Origin of the sequence: Paraburkholderia caribensis (genome assembly GCF_002902945.1) — a bacterium.
Taxonomy (GTDB): domain Bacteria; phylum Pseudomonadota; class Gammaproteobacteria; order Burkholderiales; family Burkholderiaceae; genus Paraburkholderia; species Paraburkholderia caribensis.
The window spans coordinates 1,474,272-1,490,479 of record NZ_CP026103.1 but is presented as its reverse complement, the minus strand read 5'-3'; the positions used below and the strand labels follow the sequence as shown (position 1 = coordinate 1,490,479).

The 16,208-nt window shown below is 61.6% G+C and carries 15 protein-coding genes; 6 read left to right on the top strand and 9 right to left on the bottom strand.

The annotated features are described in order from the left end of the window. Positions 1–306: 306 nt before the first annotated feature. The gene (locus tag C2L66_RS36265; protein WP_054930952.1) at positions 307–615 is read right to left on the bottom strand and encodes a DUF4148 domain-containing protein; all 309 of its coding nucleotides are present in this window, start codon (positions 613–615) and stop codon (positions 307–309) included. Between the two features lie 545 nt (positions 616–1,160). Between C2L66_RS36265 and C2L66_RS36260 the strand changes: the two genes are divergently transcribed. Then, the gene (locus C2L66_RS36260) at positions 1,161–2,408 is read left to right on the top strand and encodes a Zn-dependent hydrolase (protein ID WP_060608772.1); all 1,248 of its coding nucleotides are present in this window, start codon (positions 1,161–1,163) and stop codon (positions 2,406–2,408) included. A gap of 147 nt (positions 2,409–2,555) precedes the next feature. On the opposite strand, the gene C2L66_RS36255 is transcribed toward C2L66_RS36260, so the two are convergent. Further along, positions 2,556–3,503: an alpha/beta hydrolase family protein gene (locus C2L66_RS36255; RefSeq protein WP_233445060.1), complete on the bottom strand. Its 948-nt coding sequence runs from the start codon at positions 3,501–3,503 to the stop codon at positions 2,556–2,558. Positions 3,504–4,010: 507 nt separating this feature from the next. Between C2L66_RS36255 and C2L66_RS36245 the strand changes: the two genes are divergently transcribed. Together C2L66_RS36245 and C2L66_RS36240 are read left to right on the top strand one after the other, a co-directional pair. After that, positions 4,011–4,436: a hypothetical protein gene (locus C2L66_RS36245; RefSeq protein ID WP_054930949.1), complete on the top strand. Its 426-nt coding sequence runs from the start codon at positions 4,011–4,013 to the stop codon at positions 4,434–4,436. A gap of 42 nt (positions 4,437–4,478) precedes the next feature. Then, entirely contained in the window at positions 4,479–5,561 is a 1,083-nt protein-coding gene (locus C2L66_RS36240) for an extracellular catalytic domain type 1 short-chain-length polyhydroxyalkanoate depolymerase (RefSeq protein ID WP_060608766.1), read from the top strand. Between the two features lie 113 nt (positions 5,562–5,674). On the opposite strand, the gene C2L66_RS36235 is transcribed toward C2L66_RS36240, so the two are convergent. After that, a complete protein-coding gene (locus tag C2L66_RS36235) occupies positions 5,675–5,929 on the bottom strand; it encodes a hypothetical protein (protein WP_054930947.1) in 255 nt (84 codons plus the stop codon). Positions 5,930–6,113: 184 nt separating this feature from the next. On the opposite strand from C2L66_RS36235, the gene C2L66_RS36230 reads away from it, so the two are divergent. Continuing rightward, complete coding sequence (locus C2L66_RS36230) at positions 6,114–6,743, top strand: TetR/AcrR family transcriptional regulator (protein WP_060608763.1); 630 nt, start codon at positions 6,114–6,116, stop codon at positions 6,741–6,743. A 111-nt stretch (positions 6,744–6,854) separates the two neighbouring features. On the opposite strand, the gene C2L66_RS36225 is transcribed toward C2L66_RS36230, so the two are convergent. The 5 genes from C2L66_RS36225 to C2L66_RS36205 all read right to left on the bottom strand — a co-directional run bounded on the left by C2L66_RS36225 (position 6,855) and on the right by C2L66_RS36205 (position 11,413). Next, complete coding sequence (locus C2L66_RS36225; RefSeq protein ID WP_060608760.1) at positions 6,855–7,445, bottom strand: TetR/AcrR family transcriptional regulator; 591 nt, start codon at positions 7,443–7,445, stop codon at positions 6,855–6,857. 42 nt (positions 7,446–7,487) lie between these two features. Further along, positions 7,488–7,871 carry a tautomerase family protein gene (locus C2L66_RS36220; RefSeq protein ID WP_054931031.1) on the bottom strand — a complete coding sequence of 128 codons (384 nt, stop codon included), beginning with the start codon at positions 7,869–7,871 and terminating at the stop codon, positions 7,488–7,490. 219 nt (positions 7,872–8,090) lie between these two features. Continuing rightward, positions 8,091–8,744 (bottom strand): isochorismatase family protein, encoded by a 654-nt coding sequence (locus C2L66_RS36215; protein WP_054930944.1) that lies wholly within the window; start codon positions 8,742–8,744, stop codon positions 8,091–8,093. A gap of 829 nt (positions 8,745–9,573) precedes the next feature. Continuing rightward, positions 9,574–10,596 carry an LLM class flavin-dependent oxidoreductase gene (locus C2L66_RS36210; RefSeq protein WP_060608756.1) on the bottom strand — a complete coding sequence of 341 codons (1,023 nt, stop codon included), beginning with the start codon at positions 10,594–10,596 and terminating at the stop codon, positions 9,574–9,576. Between the two features lie 133 nt (positions 10,597–10,729). Continuing rightward, positions 10,730–11,413, bottom strand: a complete 684-nt coding sequence (locus tag C2L66_RS36205; RefSeq protein ID WP_060608753.1) for a glutathione S-transferase family protein — start codon at positions 11,411–11,413, stop codon at positions 10,730–10,732. Between the two features lie 318 nt (positions 11,414–11,731). Between C2L66_RS36205 and C2L66_RS36200 the strand changes: the two genes are divergently transcribed. Beyond that, complete coding sequence (locus C2L66_RS36200; RefSeq protein ID WP_060608750.1) at positions 11,732–12,001, top strand: hypothetical protein; 270 nt, start codon at positions 11,732–11,734, stop codon at positions 11,999–12,001. A 104-nt stretch (positions 12,002–12,105) separates the two neighbouring features. Beyond that, positions 12,106–12,360 (top strand): hypothetical protein, encoded by a 255-nt coding sequence (locus C2L66_RS36195; protein WP_060608747.1) that lies wholly within the window; start codon positions 12,106–12,108, stop codon positions 12,358–12,360. Positions 12,361–12,517: 157 nt separating this feature from the next. Here the strand turns inward: C2L66_RS36195 and C2L66_RS36190 are convergent, their stop codons facing one another. Then, on the bottom strand, positions 12,518–16,150 hold the full coding sequence (locus C2L66_RS36190) for a hydantoinase B/oxoprolinase family protein (protein ID WP_060610510.1): 3,633 nt from the start codon (positions 16,148–16,150) through the stop codon (positions 12,518–12,520). Positions 16,151–16,208: the final 58 nt, after the last annotated feature.

Below are 16,208 nucleotides of genomic sequence, written 5' to 3'. Positions count from 1 at the left end.
GGTGACGTTCGCCTGGGCGCGCAAGCATCGTCCGGCAGGAAGCCAACCAGACCAAAGTATGACAGCCAATACAAAAGTGCAATCGACGAGGCGCGTGGTCGACGGGCAATCAGGTTGTCGGCACTGTAGGCATGCGCGCGCGGTTCTGATAGGGTCCCGGCGAACCAAAAAAAGACGCACAGACCGTTGAGGTCTGTGCGAAGCCGTCGAGAGGGACTCGACGGCGGAGGTAATGTAGAACGACTTTGACCTGCGGCCGGATTCGGCAGAGACCGCAGGCCGGTTTCACATCAGGTCGCGCGGATATTACGGACGGTTGTACATCGCGTCCCAATCAGCCTTCGAAACGGCAGCGTGACCGGCACCAAACGATCCGCTCGTGACGCCACCCATGCCCGTCGCATTGTTCTGCGCAGCAACCTTAGCCTCGGCTGCCTGAATCTCTGCTGGATAGCTGGTGTTGTCACCATCGCCGGGATGATACCCAGCCTTTTCGAGTTGAATGAGTTCGGCGCGTACCTGCGCACGGGTGACGGGCTGGTTCGACTGGGCGAATGCGGCTACGGGGGCAGCGAGGGCTGCGGCAATGACAACGGCGTGGATCAGGGACTTCATGATAGTTACCTCCGGTATTCGGTTCAGTTTTCAAACAATCGCGTTTGCGAACCGTTGAATGCAGTGTAGGTATCCGCCCGCGCAAGATTAAGGCGGATAACTGGAAAGCATTGTTCTTGGTTCTGGGCACGCACGCGTGTTTCGAACGCGTCAACGGCACTCACGGTTCGCATGTACAGGCGCCTCTCGCCCAGTGGGCAAAGGTCTGCAACGCTGTGGACGCACGAGGCAATACCGTGCGGATCGGAGATTTATTCCCGGCGTGAAAAACTGTTGTGCCGGGAAATCAGGCGACGGCCTGGCCGGCTGTCGGGGCGGCGCATCGACAGCGTAGACGAGGACCAAGGGGACAGCCCGCCCGTTCAGCGCCGGTATCGGTCAGCGGGAAATCCTCGCCCGGAGCAGCGTCGACGCGGCGCCTGCTACAGAGGACAAAAGTCCTTTAGACATCGGGTCCAACGCGTGAAGGCCCCACCCGGCGCGAGTTCATTGGGTTGATGCGAAAATCACGCTTTGCCCAAATACGCCTGTTTCGGAGGACCCGCGTGCAAGACTTCCCACGCATCAATCCCGCTCGTCTGCTCGACGATCTCAAGGCTTTGCGTAACTTTGGCGCCAATGGACCCGGCGTGGTGCGTCTGTCGCTGTCGCCGGTCGATATGGACGCGCGCCGCTGGCTTGCCAGCCGGATGACCGATGCCGGGCTGGACGCAACCATCGATGGTGTCGGGACGGTGTTCGGGCGCTCGCGCAAGTCCGGCCCAGCGCTCGTGATCGGCTCGCACACCGACACGCAGCCGACGGGCGGCTGGCTGGACGGCGCGCTCGGCGTGATCTACGGCCTCGAAATCGCGCGCGCCCTCGACGAATGCGCGGCGACACGCGACTTCGCGGTGGACGTGGCATCGTGGATCGACGAAGAGGGCGCGTTTTCGAGTTTCCTTGGCAGTCGCAGTTTCGTCGGCGATGCAATCGATGCGTCGTTGCAGCACGCGCGCAATCGTGACGGCCTGTTGCTCGGCGATGCGCTCGCACAGGCAGGCGTGGCCGACGTGCCGCGCGTGATGCTTGATCGGACGAGACAACGCGCGTATCTCGAACCGCATATCGAACAGGGCGGGCGGCTCGAAGCATCGGGGAAGTCGATTGGCGTGGTGACGACGATCGTCGGCATCCGCGAATTTCAGTTGCGCTTCACCGGGCAGCGGAATCACGCGGGCACGACGCCGATGTCCATCCGGCGCGACGCGGGAGCGGCGCTGGTTGCGTTCATCGCGCGTATCGATGCTGCGTTTGGCCGCCTGGCGGATGCGGACACGGTGTGGACTGTCGGCCGGATCGATCTCGATCCCGGTTCGTTCAGTGTGGTGCCCGGCAAGGCCGATATGTACTTGCAGTTCCGTGACGGGAACTCCGAGCGGCTGCATGCGATGGAAAGCGCGCTTGCTGCGTTAGCGGACGAGTGGAATTTGCAGCACGCCGTGCAGGTCGAACTGATACCTTGCGACGGCCCGGAAGAGCCGGTCGTAATGGATACGGCGTTGCAGCAGCGCATTGCGCAAGCGGCCGAAGCGGTCGCACCGGGCCAGTGGATTCATATGCCGAGCGGTGCGTCTCACGATGCGCAGGTGATCGCGCATCACATTCCCGCATGCATGCTTTTCGTGCCGAGCATTGGCGGCGTCAGTCACGATTTCATCGAGGATACTTCGGAGGCCCATATCGTGCTCGGGTGTGAAGTGGCCGCGCGGGCAGCGGCGGGGATCGTGGAGGCGCTGAGGGGTCCCGTTTGACGCGTGATGGGTTCGACTATTCGGGGCGAATAGCGATAGCCGGTCGGGTTGGCAATCCCGGTGTTGCTGATCTTCATTGGGGAAAAGGTCATTTTTGTTTCGTTCATTGCCGGGCTCGATTTTCTGTGTGCCGGGGAACAGGAAGACTCAGTGCAACGTCGTGCGAAAAAAATCGACCACATCTCCATTGAACTGCTCGTGGAACGCCGCGCGATCGAAGCCCGGCAAGCTATTGCAAAGGGCGGGCATTTTGCGGGCGAGGCGCGCATTGCAGGGCGGCAGAAAATCGTAGTGTCCTGCGTTCGGTACGACGTGATATTCAGGCGGATAGGGCAGGCCGGTGCGCACCGCTTCTTCATAGTAGGGGTCCGGCTGATGACGGTCATCGGCGGCACGCCACAGTTGGATTGGGATACGTACGCCGCTTAAGCCCTCGCGTCCAAAGGCAAACCCGAAAGCGGGAGCCGCAATCACCGCGGCCTTGATTCGCGGGTCCCGCACCCACATGCTCGCGGGCACCGCCTCAGCCAGATCGGGATTGACTCCGGCATGCTGCAGCGCGCTGCACAGGTCGTGATCCGCGTGTGCGTGACAATATGGAGCAATCTCCGACAGTTTCGGCACACCGCCCACCGTCACGAGTACGGTGAAGCCGCCATTGGAGAAGCCGAATGCGCCGACGCGCGCCTTGTCCAGATGCTCATGATCGGCCCACTCGTCCAGCATGTAGTCCACCAGTCGGTGCAGTTGAACGGGACGACGCCATAGTTGCATAACGCGGCTCTGATCGTCGAACGTGTCACCCGCATGGCTCACCGCCGCTGCCACGAAGCCGGCGTGGGCCAGCGCGATGGCGGTGTCATAGTGGCTGTCGTACCATCCGCCGCCGCCGTGCGAGATCACGATCAACGGCAAGCCTCGCCCGGCGACGGGCGCATCACGTGCGACAGTCTCCGTGGAGTTGCCGACGGTTTGCCCGGCTGCGGCAGCGTTGGTCGGATACCAGATTCCGGCCGTCAATGGCGGTTCCGTGCCATTGGCGATCTTGACCTCTTCGAAGTCGACGTTGGCGGCAAAAGCCGGCGCAGCAAGCAAACCGCAAACGACAGCGACCACAGCAAATATCTTCACGGCAGGCGATCTCCCTCTTTGTCGTTGTTCGCGCCGTGCGCCGTTGGCACTTCCCCGACGCGATGGGTTCAGTTGCGGTCCGGTTTGCCCCACAGAAGTGATTCAGAATGCCGTTGCAAATATTCCGGCAGTGTCCAGGACTGACAAGGGTTCGACGTAATTCGCCCAGCGCCTGATGGACATCGGCTTGAAGCGGAGAGTCCTTCGCAAGTGTAGCGTTTGCCGCATCGAATGAACGTTGCGCAGCTTCCAGTGTTGCCCGAGTTTCGGGGACCAGTTCACTGTCCACCTTCTGGAACAGCGACGCCGAGTTCCGGACGAGCATTCGCTGCCTATCGATTCCGCAACTACCAGCCTGCTGTAATGCGTGTTCCTGGGGCGCCAGAAAGTGTACCGGCCCTGAATGTTGATGTTGCGGTGCGACAAAAACCAGCCTATAACCATCCATATGGATGGTGAGAGGATGGAAAAATGAAGAAACCCGCTGCACTCGAGCTGATTCGTCCCAAGGGCGGCGAGTCGGAAAAAATCACGATCAACCTCGGCCCCGTCGATCTCGGACAGATCGATCTGCTGGTCGAAGAAGGCTTTTATTCGAACCGGACCGACCTGATCCGGACGGCCATTCGCAACCAGCTTGCTCTTCATGCGCAGGTCGTGCAGGACACGGTGACACGCCGTGCCCTCGTGCTCGGACTCCAGCATTTTTCGCGGCAGGACCTCGAGGCGGTTCGCGCCGCGCGCCAGCGCCTCACCATTCAGGTGCTGGGACTCGCCAGCATTGCCAGCGACGTCACGCCCGAACTTGCGCTCGCCACCATCGAAAGCGTCACGGTGCTCGGCGCGTTTCACGCCTCGCCTGCCGTCAAGACGGCGCTCGCTGACAGAATCCACTGATCAGGCTGCGCAATACCCACTTCCGCTAACCGGACACAAACGATGAAATTCGACGAAGGTTTCATGAATTCAATGCACGAAGCGATGAGCTTGCTGCGTACTCGCGGTCCCGCCGAAGCGACGCAAGCCATACAACGCGCGCTGCGAGGCGACGTTGTCGATGGCGTGAGCGACGCGGCGCGAGATCCAGCCGTTTTTCCGTTCGCCGGGACAATAGCCAAGGATGTCACGCCACATACCGCACGAGAACATGCCGACGACGTCGAAGACCGGGGGCATTTCAGCACGCATGCGTATTCGAACGCCGCGGGCTCGCGGCAGTATCGGCTGTATGTGCCAGCGGGCGCAGTCGGTGAGCCGCTGCCATTGATCGTGATGCTGCACGGCTGCACGCAGAACGCCGACGACTTTGCCGCAGGTACGCAGATGAACGCGCTTGCCGAGCAGCATCGATGCCTGGTCGCTTATCCGGTGCAGCCGCAACAGGCCAATCCGTCGAAGTGCTGGAACTGGTTCAAACCCAACGATCAGCACCGCGAGAATGGCGAGCCGTCGTTGATCGCAGGCATCACGCGCGAGATCATCGCGGCCCATAATGTCGATCGGTCGCGCGTGTATGTCGCGGGCCTGTCTGCGGGCGGCGCGATGGCGGCGATCATGATCGCCACCTACCCTGACCTGTACGCGGCGGCGGGCGTGCATTCCGGTCTGCCAGCCGGCTGCGCGCACGATTTGCCCTCTGCGCTCGCCGCAATGAAAGGCGGCAAACGCCGCAGCGCGACCGCGCACGGGAAGCCCGCCAAAGACGCACCGAAGCGGCCCATGATCGTCTTTCATGGCGACGCGGACGCCACGGTTCACGTCACGAACGCTACGCAACTGGTGCAGGGTTTCGACGCGCGGCCTGACGGCAGTGTACGGCGTCAGGCCGGAGCGGGCCGGCGTAGCTGTACCGTCGCGAAGCTTGTTTCCCCCGATGGAAACGAGGCGGAGCTGTGGACGATTCATGGCGCGCCACACGCGTGGTCGGGCGGTAATGCACGCGGCAGTTATACGGACCCGAGCGGCCCGGACGCGAGTGCCGAGATGCTGCGATTCTTTCTTGAGCATCCCAAACGGGGATGAGGCGGTTTGCTGTTTCGCGCGGCCTGTCAGCCGCTAAACGCAACGCGGTAACAACAAACGCCGCTCTTCGCACGAAAAGCGGCGTTTGCCTTTTGAGTACTTCCAACCTCTGCTTAACTCGACTGCTTCGCCGATGAGTGTGCTTTCGGCACCGAGCCAGCCTGCACGAGGCGCGCGTCTTCCTGCGTCACAGCGCCGACGAATTTCCAGCCGTCCGGCAACTTCACGAACGTGTAGCCCGTGGGCGCATCGACGAATACGGTGTACACGGGCGAGTCAGCCTTCGCCTCGGAAACCGCTTGCGCGTGCGATACCATCGGCACGGCCAGCAACGTGGCAGCGAACAGGGAAGAGGAAATCAGCTTCATTGCACAATCCTTAAGATGTTAAACCGCCCGACCATCGCATCTACCCGATGGGCACGATATTTTGTGACGACTATTACATATATTGAAGCACAGGCTCAGTGCGTGCGTCCATATTTTTGTTATGATCGACATAGAATTCAGTTTTCGTGGGTTTGCGACAATTGCATGCCCGGAGAGAGGGGACATGGAGCCAGCCAGTGGCGGCGAAACCAAAGGGCGCGGCAGGCCGAGAGCATTCGAACGCGAGGTGGCGCTCAGGCGCGCCATGGACCTTTTCTGGGAAAAAGGCTTCGACATGTGCTCGATGTCGGATCTCGTCGATGCAATGGGCGTCAACTCGCCGAGCATCTACGCGGCATTCGGCAACAAGGAAAGCCTGTATCGCGAGGCGATCGAGCTTTACGTGCGCGCTGAAGGCGGCGCGGCGTTGAGGAACTTCGAATCGCGCGCGACTTTGCGCGAAAGCCTCGAAGCGATGTTCGATGCAAGCATCGACCTTTTCACGAGCGGACAGCGTTCTCGTGGATGCATGATTTTTCTCGGCGGCGCGGGGATCGGCGCGGAGCACGTCGAGCTGCGAAACTTTCTTCAGGGGTTGCGTCTCAGGATGACGCGTACCGTAGAAAAACGCTTGAAGAAAGCCGTCGAACAGGGCGAACTCGCGCGCGACGTGGACCACGCGGCGCTTGCCACCTTGTGCATGTCCGTTTTCTCCGGCCTGTCCGTCCAGGCCGCCGACGGTGCCAGCAAACGCAAATTGCACGCGGGAGTGGCGCAGTTGCTGGCGGTGATTCCTTTTCGCGCTGCGTCGTAGTGGGTGAATACCATCCTTGCGTCGAACGATCTCCCTCTGGCTCGCCGGACGTTCCGTGCCGTTCTTCAGAAGAGGCGAACGCGCCGATGGCAGCGCTAACGGGCGGTACCGCTATTGGAAACTGTCGTGCAGATAATCGCGCACGGCCGTCAGTATTTCATCGGAGAGCGGATCGCCCCGCACCGCGCGCGCGAGCGTGGCCGCACCCACCAGCATCGAAAGGCGGGCGATGGCGCGCTGACGCGCTCGCTTCGACGGGCGCGGACCCGCAAACGACGCGAGCCGGCTGAACATCGACTTGAGCCCTTGCGCATAGGCGCCGCGCACCGGCTTGGTCGTCTCCTCACGTGCCACGTCAGCAGCGAGACCGACGGCGGGGCAGCCACCGCCGGGCTCGTCGCGCTGCTTCGGGCTGAGATAGTGCTTCGCGAGCGCGTCGACGAACGCCTGTTCGCCCGCATCGTCCTTGACCAGCGCTCTCCAGCGCACCACGGATTCACCGAATGCACGCTCGCACGCCACGGCGGCGAGTTCGTCCTTCGATTCGAAATGGCCGTAGAACCCGCCATGCGTGAGCCCCGCGCTCGCCATGATGTCGGTGACCGAGACACCATTCAGCCCGCGTTCCTTGAAGAGGCGCGCGGACGCCGCCTCGATCAGCAAGCGGTTCCTGTCGGTTTGTTCCTTCGATACGCGAGGCATCCGGGCCCTCCGTGGTGAGTGCGGCGCGCGTCGCCCCTGCGCTTATTGCGCGTATTGTGCTTCGCCGTTGCCGAACGACCAGTTCTCCTTCGGCACTTCGACGAGACTGATGAACAGGTCTTCTCGCCGCAGTCCGACGCGCGCGTGAAGACCTTCGCTCAGCGCCTTGTAGAAGGCTTTTTTGAGTGTGATATCGCGGCCCGCATTCAATGTGAGCTGCACGATGATGCATTGAGGCGAGCGCTCGATGCCCAGATAGGTCGGATCGGCAATGAAGTTGCCGGACTTGTGCTCGTTGATCACCATGAAACGGTCATTGACGGGCACGTTCATCGTGGTAGTCATCGCCTTGTAGACCTCGTCGGCGACGGCACTGCGATACTCGGCGGATTGACCTTCTGCGAGATCGATACGTACAAGTGGCATGATAATTTCCTCGACTGGAACGTCGGTGACGGCGCGCGGCATTGGTTTGTGCGCAAGAAAAGCCCGAATAGCGGATCGGGAGCACGTTGATAATAAATGACGGTCATCATTTATGCAATAGATGATGAACGTCATTTATTGGATGGAAGCCATGTGATCGATGCGATGCTTTTGATCGCTCTTGTGGTGCCGACGCGCGACGCGTGGTTTGAGGCGCAGCTACCTTCCCGTCATCGAGTCTACGACCTCCTGGGTCGTGACAACGGCATGCGCAAGAAACGCATAGTTGATCATCGCCGCCTTATAACCGTCGCCCCAGATCGGATGACGCGGCCCAGCCGTCGCGTCGGAGACGACGCACACTTCGAAACCCTGCTCGATCAGGTCGCGCAGGTGAGACTCGACACACATATTGGCTAGCATCCCGCCCAGCACGACTTTTTGCACGCGATGCTTTCGAAGTTGCAGTGTCAGGTCATTTGTCTGCGGTCCGAACACCTTGTGCGGACTCACCACGATAGTCTCGCCGTCCTCGATAAACGGCTTGAACTCATCCAGCCAGTCGGCCCCCGATTTCTCGAATCCGCTCAGGTTCAGCGCCCCCGCTCGTGCGAAGGTGCTTGTCGCAAACTCGTCTGCCTCCAGTGGGCCGTTGAATTTCCATGCACGGTCGGTCGGATAGAAATAGTGTGGGGAAATGAACACGCTGAACTTCGCTGCTTTGGCTGCCGTGAAGATTTTCACCATATTTTCGACCGTTCGGTTTTCGGTCACGCTCGCACCGACGGCGCCCCAGTTTTTGCCCGTAGGGCTCAACACGTCGTTCTGTGGATCGATAAACACAACTGCCGTATCGGCGGGGTCGTAGCTCATGGTCGAACTCCAGTGAGTGGATGGCGTGACTTGGGCATTGCTGTACTAATGTATGCCATCAGAGTCGACCCTGCATGCTTACGGACCTGTTATGGTTGAAAGGCCGCCGTCCGGCTATTTACATGTATATGGCGCGCTCGCCGATGCCGTGCGCGATTTGACAGCAGAACTGGCACGGGTGTGTTCGGCGCTGGATTTCCTTTGAGGACGGGTCTATAACTGGAGGACAAGAAAAGGCGCGTCCCTAAACATGTGCCCCTGTGACCTCTTCAGAGGATGCCTCCGATCATAAAAGTCACGCTGCTGGCCGGAGCAGGCTTCCTTTTCCTCAATCGGCAACCGAAAGTCTGTTTTTTCTTCAAGTCAATGTATTTCGATTCGTTATCCTTATCGGATTGAATCGAATTGCATTATCGACAAAGGTGCAGAAATGAGAGTTCTTTTGGCTTCGTTATTGGTAGTTTCTGCATTGTCCGCGGTCACGGACTTTGCGTATGCGCAGACAACATGGCAACAGCCGTCCGGAAGCGCCGACCCACAAATGGCGCCCGCTGCGACGATGTCCCAACCACAAATGGCGCAGCCCGCCAGTTCGATGAATCGCTATGAATACGATTCCGTCGGTCCTCAGCCAGGTGGATCGAGTGGAAGCGGACGAGGAAGGAATGGCGGGCCGTGTGTCGTCGGATTGTCCTGTGATATCTACCAGGGGAGTTGAGTTCGGAACGATGGAATCCCGCCGGACGGATTCCGTGCAGTGGGTCCCCACGCGGCGCGCCGGATCATCGTCGGAAATGGCGGGAATTTTTTCTGGCAGTCTTCCCGCGCGTCAACGCCAACCGAGACCCGGAGCGACATGCGTGAGAATCGATTCTATGACGTGCGCGCAGTACTCGACGCCTAACTGGTTAGGCACGGTGAGTAGCAACGTATCGGCTGCCGCAATAGCTTCGTCTTTTGCCAGTTCTTCGATGAGAACGTCGGGCTCCGCAGCGTAATTCCTGCCAAAGATCTTCTGGACGTCGTCGTCGAGAAAACCGATTGTGTCCTTGCTCTGCGTGCCCCGTCCGAAATACATGCGGTCCTGTTGATTCACGAGCGCGAAGATACTCCGGCTGACCGACACGCGCGGCGCTCGCGTATGCCCGGCCTCTTTCCATGCGTCACGGAAAACCTGGATCTGCTCCGCTTGCTGGATATGAAGCGGACGGCCCGTTTCGTCGTTCTTCAGTGTGGACGTCTGCAGGTTCATGCCCATTTTCGCGGCCCAAACGGCCGTCGCGTTGGAGCCCGAGCCCCACCAGACGCGCTCACGAAGTCCTTCGGAATGAGGTTCGACGCGTAGAAGTCCCGGCGGGTTGGCAAACATGGGGCGCGGATTCGGCTGTGCAAAACCCTTGCCTCGCAGCACTTCATAAAACACTTCCGTGTGACGGCGTGCCAGATCGGCGTGCGTCTCGCCTTCTTCTGGCGCGTACCCGAAGTGGCGCCAGCCATCGATAACCTGTTCGCCGGAGCCTCGGCTAATACCGAGTTGCAGGCGTCCGCCAGCAATCAGATCGGCTGCGCCAGCATCTTCTGCCATGTAGAGCGGGTTCTCGTAGCGCATGTCGATGACACCCGTTCCAATCTCGATCGTGCGCGTCTTCGCGCCGATTGCGGCGAGAAGTGGAAAGGGCGATGCAAGCTGTTGAGCAAAATGATGGACGCGAAAGAACGCACCATCAGCGCCGAGTTCTTCGGCGGCGACGGCGAGGTCGATGGATTGCAGAAGTACATCGGCTGCCGATCGTGCCTGTGAACCCGGAGAATTGGCCCAGTGACCAAAGGAGAGAAAGCCAATCTTCTTCATAGCAGTAGATTCGATTAGCCGGTATCTGCGACGCCGGCTGCGAGAGCAGGAAAGCTGTAACACTACAGCATCGGTCTGCAACGCGCCGGAACTCGCCGTTCCAGACGACCGGCGCGCGAGTTCTCGCGGCTATTTAAGCCGTGAGCGAGGCGTTCTGCGGGAACAGCGCGCGGCGAGTCTCTTCGTCGAACTCGGCCTTGAACACCTGCCTGTCTTTCAGCGCCAGCGCGCGGATAGCCGCCGGACGCGCCGAGATCTCGTCGACCAGACGCTTGACGTGCGGATAGTCGGAGAGTCCCTTTTCGCCCAGGATATAGCCGGCGAAATGCGCCCAGCCCCACAGCGCGATATCGGCGATCGAGTAAGTGTCGCCCGCCAGATACGGCGAACTCGCGAGACGCTCATCGAGAATGCGATAGTGACGCTCGACTTCTTTCAGATAACGGTTGCGCGCATACGGCAGCGGTTCCGGTGCATGGTGCAGGAAATGCACGGCCTGGCCGGAAAACGGCGACAGCCCTGTCGCGACGAACTGGAGCCACGAGAGCATCGCGGCATGCTGCGACGGCGCGGCGGGGACGAACTTCCCATGCTTTGCGCCGAGGTGCAGAAGAATCGCGTGCGAATCGAATACGGTCACACCGTCATCGACGATGGCCGGGACCTTGCCGTTCGGACTGATCTTCCGGTACGCGGGCGCGTGTTGTTCTCCCTTGAAAGTATCGACGGCGGAAAGCTCGAATGGTGTTTCAAGCTCTTCGAGCAGAAGCGCCACCTTGAGAGGATTGGGAGACGGGTGGAAGTAGAACTGAAGCATGGTGTTTCCTTGATGAGGGAATAGATGAGATCGCAGCGCACGCGTAGCCTGTTCGGGTAGTCACATGCTGAACGCAATGTCACCGTCTGCCGTACGGTCCTCCCGATGAACACATTCGATGAAGTCGAACATGTGCGCTGAAGACGAGTTGGCGTTTCGCACACCACGCGGCAACCGGGAACACGTCCCACTGCGTCATCGACGCGCACCGGCTCCTGAATTCTGACAAATAGCTTACAATGTCGTCAGGACTTTCCGACACCGTTGGCGCGATCCAGTCCGCAGCGGGGTCTCCATATAAGGGTCTGAGGAGGCGATATGCACTTCTATCACCACGGCGTAGCGATTCAGCCGTCGGTCGCACGAAGCGGCAATACCTTTGTCGCCCGGGTCGCCATTCTCGAAGAGGATGGCGAGGCGACGTCGCTTGGCGATCTCGGTCACTTCGCGAACCGGCAATCCGCGTTCGCGTTTGCGGTGCGCTGCGGCACGGCATTCGCGGATAACGAACCGATGCCGTTGCCGCCCTGCGATATCCCGTCAAAGCAAGCCGGTTCCGCACACAAAACTGCCGTCGATCTTCCTTGAGGCGCAACGGTTTCGTCTGCAACGATTAGCGCGTTTCGAGGCCGGGCCAATATGTTCGCCAGCACGAAGCGTCACGTGGAATCGAACACCCGGAGGCGGTATCCATGATTCACTCGGAAGTCCACAAGTTTCCCTACACGCGCGCGAGCGGCATGCAGCGTACCTACGACGTGACGATCAACCTGGCCCGGCGCGATTCGGGCGTGTACGCGTATCGGTCATGGGTGCACTACGCGGGGAGATTCAAGGGCAATGGTCTCGACTTTCCGCTTGTTTCGCGGACCACGGATCACGCGATCACCGAGGCGCGTGCCCGTGTTGAAGAACACATCGAACATCTGCTCGGGGTAACGGAATGACCTGCACTGAAGCGGGTGCCGCATAGGCATGGCAGAAGACGGGCACGATGTGTCAGTGCGCCGGTCTTGCCCGCAGGGGCGCCGAAGGTCGTGCGCCGCTCTGTCTCTTCAGAAGGTAACGCGAGCCGCGCTGCGCAACGGCTCGCCGCAAGCCGCGTCAAATCCGCCCGAAACCGCCGCCGCCAGGCGTTTCAACGACGAACACATCACCCGCCGCCATCTCGACACTGGCGATATGGCCCAGCGCGACGATCTCGCCGTCCGCCCGTTCGACGCGATTGCTGCCTTGTCTTCCCGAAGCGCCGCCTGCCGCGCCGAATGGCGCGTGGATGCGGTTGTTCGACAGGATCGAGGCTGTCATCGGCGCGAGAAAGCGGATGCGCCGGATCGCGCCATTGCCGCCTTTCCACTGTCCCGCGCCGCCCGAACCGGTGCGGATCAGATGCGATTCGAGCCGCACGGGGTAACGCCATTCGAGCACTTCCGGGTCCGTCAGGCGCGAGTTGGTCATATGCGTCTGCACGGCATCGACGCCATTGAAGCCGTCTCCCGCGCCGCTGCCGCCCGCGATCGTCTCGTAGTACTGGTAGCGCGCATCGCCGAACGTGAAGTTGTTCATCGTGCCCTGGCTCGACGCCACGACACCGAGCGCGCCATACAGCGCATTTGTGATCGCCGATGAAGTTTCGACGTTGCCCGACACGACGGCAGCGGGATAGACGGGATTGAGCATCGAACCCTCCGGCACGATCACGGAAAGCGGCCGCAGGCAACCGGCGTTGAGCGGGATATCGTCGCCCACCAGCGTGCGGAACACGTAGAGCACGGCTGCCATGCAGACCGCCTTCGGCGCATTGAAGTTGTTCGGCAGTTGTGCCGACGTGCCCGTGAAATCGACCGTTGCGCTGCGCGTGGAAGCATCGACGTGGATCGCCACGTCGATCACCGCGCCGTTGTCGAGCGCATAGCGATACGCGCCGTCCTTGAGCGCGCCGATCACGCGGCGCACCGCTTCTTCCGCATTGTCCTGCACGTGCTGCATGAAGGCGAGCACCACGTTGCGGCCGAATTGCGCGACCATGCGGCGCAGTTCGTCTACGCCTTTCTGATTGGCCGCGACCTGCGCGCGCAGGTCGGCCATGTTCTGCGTGATGTTGCGAGCGGGATAGCGACCCGACGCCAGCAACGCGCGCGTTTCGGCATCGCGTAGCACACCTGCTGAAACGAGCTGCCAGTTGTCGATCAGCACGCCTTCTTCTTCGATGTGCGTGGAAGCGGCCGGCATCGAGCCCGGCGTGATCCCGCCGATATCCGCATGATGGCCGCGCGAGCCAACGTAGAAGAGCGGCTCCTCGCTGCCGTCGGCGAACACGGGTGTGATGACGGTGACATCGGGAAGATGCGTGCCGCCGTGATACGGATCGTTGAGCATGAACACATCGCCGTCGCGCATCGTGCCGCGATTGCGTTCGATGACGGTCCGGATGCTTTCGCCCATCGAGCCCAGATGCACGGGCATGTGCGGCGCGTTCGCAATCAGATGGCCGGCCGCGTCGAAGATCGCGCACGAAAAGTCGAGCCGTTCCTTGATGTTGACCGAGTAGGCAGTGTTCTGCAGACGCAGACCCATTTGCTCGGCCACCGACATGAACAGGTTGTTGAAGATCTCCAGCCGCACCGGGTCGGCTTGCGTGCCGATCGAGCGGCGCGTCGGCAGCGCGAGCACGCGCGTCATCACGACGTTGCCGTCGCCCGTCAGCGCCGCCTGCCAGCCAGGCTCCACCACGGTCGTGCCGTTCTTCTCGGCGATGATGGCCGGGCCGTCAAGCGTGTCGCCCGCCATCAGCGTATCGCGCGCATAGAGCGACGCGTCGTGCCAGCGGCCGCCCGAATACATGCGGACCGTCGCGGCGGCCGTGGGCGCGCCGCCGGCAGGGCGATCGGCGATGCTGCCTGCCACCGGCTGGGCATCCGAATGACCGATTGCTTCAACGGAGGCGAGTTCCACCACGAGCGGCGTATCCGCCATGAGAAACGCGTAGCGCTGCCGATAAGCCGCTTCGAACGCCGCGCGCATCGACAGTACGCTGCCCGCATTGACCGCGAGCGCCGAATCGGTGCCCTGATAGCGCAGGTGCACACGCCGCGCCGTCGAAATGCGCGCCGCGTCGACGCCTTGATCGAGCAGCACGCGGGTTGCTTCATCGACGAGCGCATCGAGCGCTGCGTCGATGGAGGCAAGCGACGTGTCGTCGAGCACGATTTCGAGCGCGCGCTCGCGCATCGCGGTCTGATCGGCGAGACCCATGCCGAACGCCGACAGCACGCCCGCGAGCGGGTGCGCGAACACCTTCGTCATGGCGAGCGCATCGGCCACGCCGCATGCATGCTGGCCGCCCGCGCCGCCGAAGGTCGTGAGCACGTATTGCGACACGTCGTGGCCGCGCTGCACCGAAATCTTCTTGATCGCGTTCGCCATGCTGCCGATCGCGATCTCCAGATAGCCTTCCGCGATCTCTTCCGGCGTGCGGCGCTGGCCCGTCGCCGCGCAAATCTCGTCGGCGAGTGCGCGAAAGCGTGTCGCCACCGCTTCGCGGTCTAGCGGCTGGTTGGCATGCGGACCGAAAACATGCGGAAAATAATCGGGTTGAATCTTGCCGAGCATCACGTTGCAGTCGGTCACCGTGAGCGGGCCGCCGCGCCGGTACGCGGCCGGTCCGGGGTTCGCGCCCGCCGACGCAGGGCCGACACGCAGACGTGCGCCGTCGAAGCCGAGTATCGAGCCGCCGCCGGCCGCCACCGTGTGAATGCTCATCATCGGCGCACGCATGCGAACGCCCGCCACCTGCGTTTCGAACACGCGCTCGAACTCGCCGTTGAAGTGCGATACATCGGTGGACGTGCCGCCCATGTCGAAGCCGATGACGCGCTCGAAGCCCGCCGTCTGCGCCGCGCGCACCATGCCGACGATGCCGCCTGCGGGGCCGGAAAGAATCGCGTCCTTGCCCTGAAACAGATCGGCACGCGTAAGGCCGCCGCTGCTCTGCATGAACTGCAGATTCACGCCGGGCATCTCGCTCGCCACCTGATCGACGTAGCGGCGCAGGATCGGCGACAGATAAGCGTCGACGACGGTGGTGTCGCCGCGCGACACCATCTTCATCAGCGGCGACACCTCATGCGAAACCGAGACCTGCGTGAAGCCAATGCGCCGCGCCAATGCCGCGACTTCGCGCTCATGCGCGGTGTGCCGATAGCCGTGAACGAGCACGATGGCCAGCGCGCGGATGCCCGCGTCGAAGACCTCGCGCAAGGCTGCTTCCGTGGCGGAAAGATCGAGCGGCACGACAACGTCGCCTTGCGCGCTCACACGTTCGTCGATTTCGATCACGCGCTGATAGAGCGCTTCGGGCAGCGCGATGTCGAGGTCGAAGAGGCGCGGACGGTTCTGGTACGCAATTCGCAGCACGTCGCGAAAGCCGCGCGTGGTCACCAGCGCGACGGGCTCGCCCTTGCGTTCGAGCAAGGCATTGGTCGCGACGGTCGTCCCCATCTTGACCATCTCGACATCGCGCGGCGTGATCGCTTCGCCTTCGCGCAGGCCAAGCAGATGACGGATGCCCGCAACGGCCGCGTCGCGATAGTGTTCGGGGTTTTCGGAGAGCAGCTTGTGGGTGGTCAGCGAGCCATCCGGCCGACGCGCGACGATATCGGTGAAGGTGCCGCCGCGGTCGATCCAGAATTGCCAGCGGGACGGCGTGCATGCTTCGGGTACGTGATCTTGGTTCATGGTGCGATGAAAGATGAGAGCGACATGCAGGGACGGTTGATCGAAGGGGCGCGCAATC

What these genes read in the sequence shown, in the direction of transcription:
- C2L66_RS36205 (WP_060608753.1), bottom strand. Translation starts at nt 11,413, where the DNA reads ATGCTTCAGTTCTACTTCCACCCGTCTCCCAATCCTCTCAAGGTGGCG.
- C2L66_RS36240 (WP_060608766.1), top strand. Translation starts at nt 4,479, where the DNA reads ATGAAATTCGACGAAGGTTTCATGAATTCAATGCACGAAGCGATGAGC.
- C2L66_RS36230 (WP_060608763.1), top strand. Translation starts at nt 6,114, where the DNA reads ATGGAGCCAGCCAGTGGCGGCGAAACCAAAGGGCGCGGCAGGCCGAGA.
- C2L66_RS36190 (WP_060610510.1), bottom strand. Translation starts at nt 16,150, where the DNA reads ATGAACCAAGATCACGTACCCGAAGCATGCACGCCGTCCCGCTGGCAA.
- C2L66_RS36200 (WP_060608750.1), top strand. Translation starts at nt 11,732, where the DNA reads ATGCACTTCTATCACCACGGCGTAGCGATTCAGCCGTCGGTCGCACGA.
- C2L66_RS36235 (WP_054930947.1), bottom strand. Translation starts at nt 5,929, where the DNA reads ATGAAGCTGATTTCCTCTTCCCTGTTCGCTGCCACGTTGCTGGCCGTG.
- C2L66_RS36245 (WP_054930949.1), top strand. Translation starts at nt 4,011, where the DNA reads ATGAAGAAACCCGCTGCACTCGAGCTGATTCGTCCCAAGGGCGGCGAG.
- C2L66_RS36265 (WP_054930952.1), bottom strand. Translation starts at nt 615, where the DNA reads ATGAAGTCCCTGATCCACGCCGTTGTCATTGCCGCAGCCCTCGCTGCC.
- C2L66_RS36195 (WP_060608747.1), top strand. Translation starts at nt 12,106, where the DNA reads ATGATTCACTCGGAAGTCCACAAGTTTCCCTACACGCGCGCGAGCGGC.
- C2L66_RS36210 (WP_060608756.1), bottom strand. Translation starts at nt 10,596, where the DNA reads ATGAAGAAGATTGGCTTTCTCTCCTTTGGTCACTGGGCCAATTCTCCG.
- C2L66_RS36215 (WP_054930944.1), bottom strand. Translation starts at nt 8,744, where the DNA reads ATGAGCTACGACCCCGCCGATACGGCAGTTGTGTTTATCGATCCACAG.
- C2L66_RS36225 (WP_060608760.1), bottom strand. Translation starts at nt 7,445, where the DNA reads ATGCCTCGCGTATCGAAGGAACAAACCGACAGGAACCGCTTGCTGATC.
- C2L66_RS36220 (WP_054931031.1), bottom strand. Translation starts at nt 7,871, where the DNA reads ATGCCACTTGTACGTATCGATCTCGCAGAAGGTCAATCCGCCGAGTAT.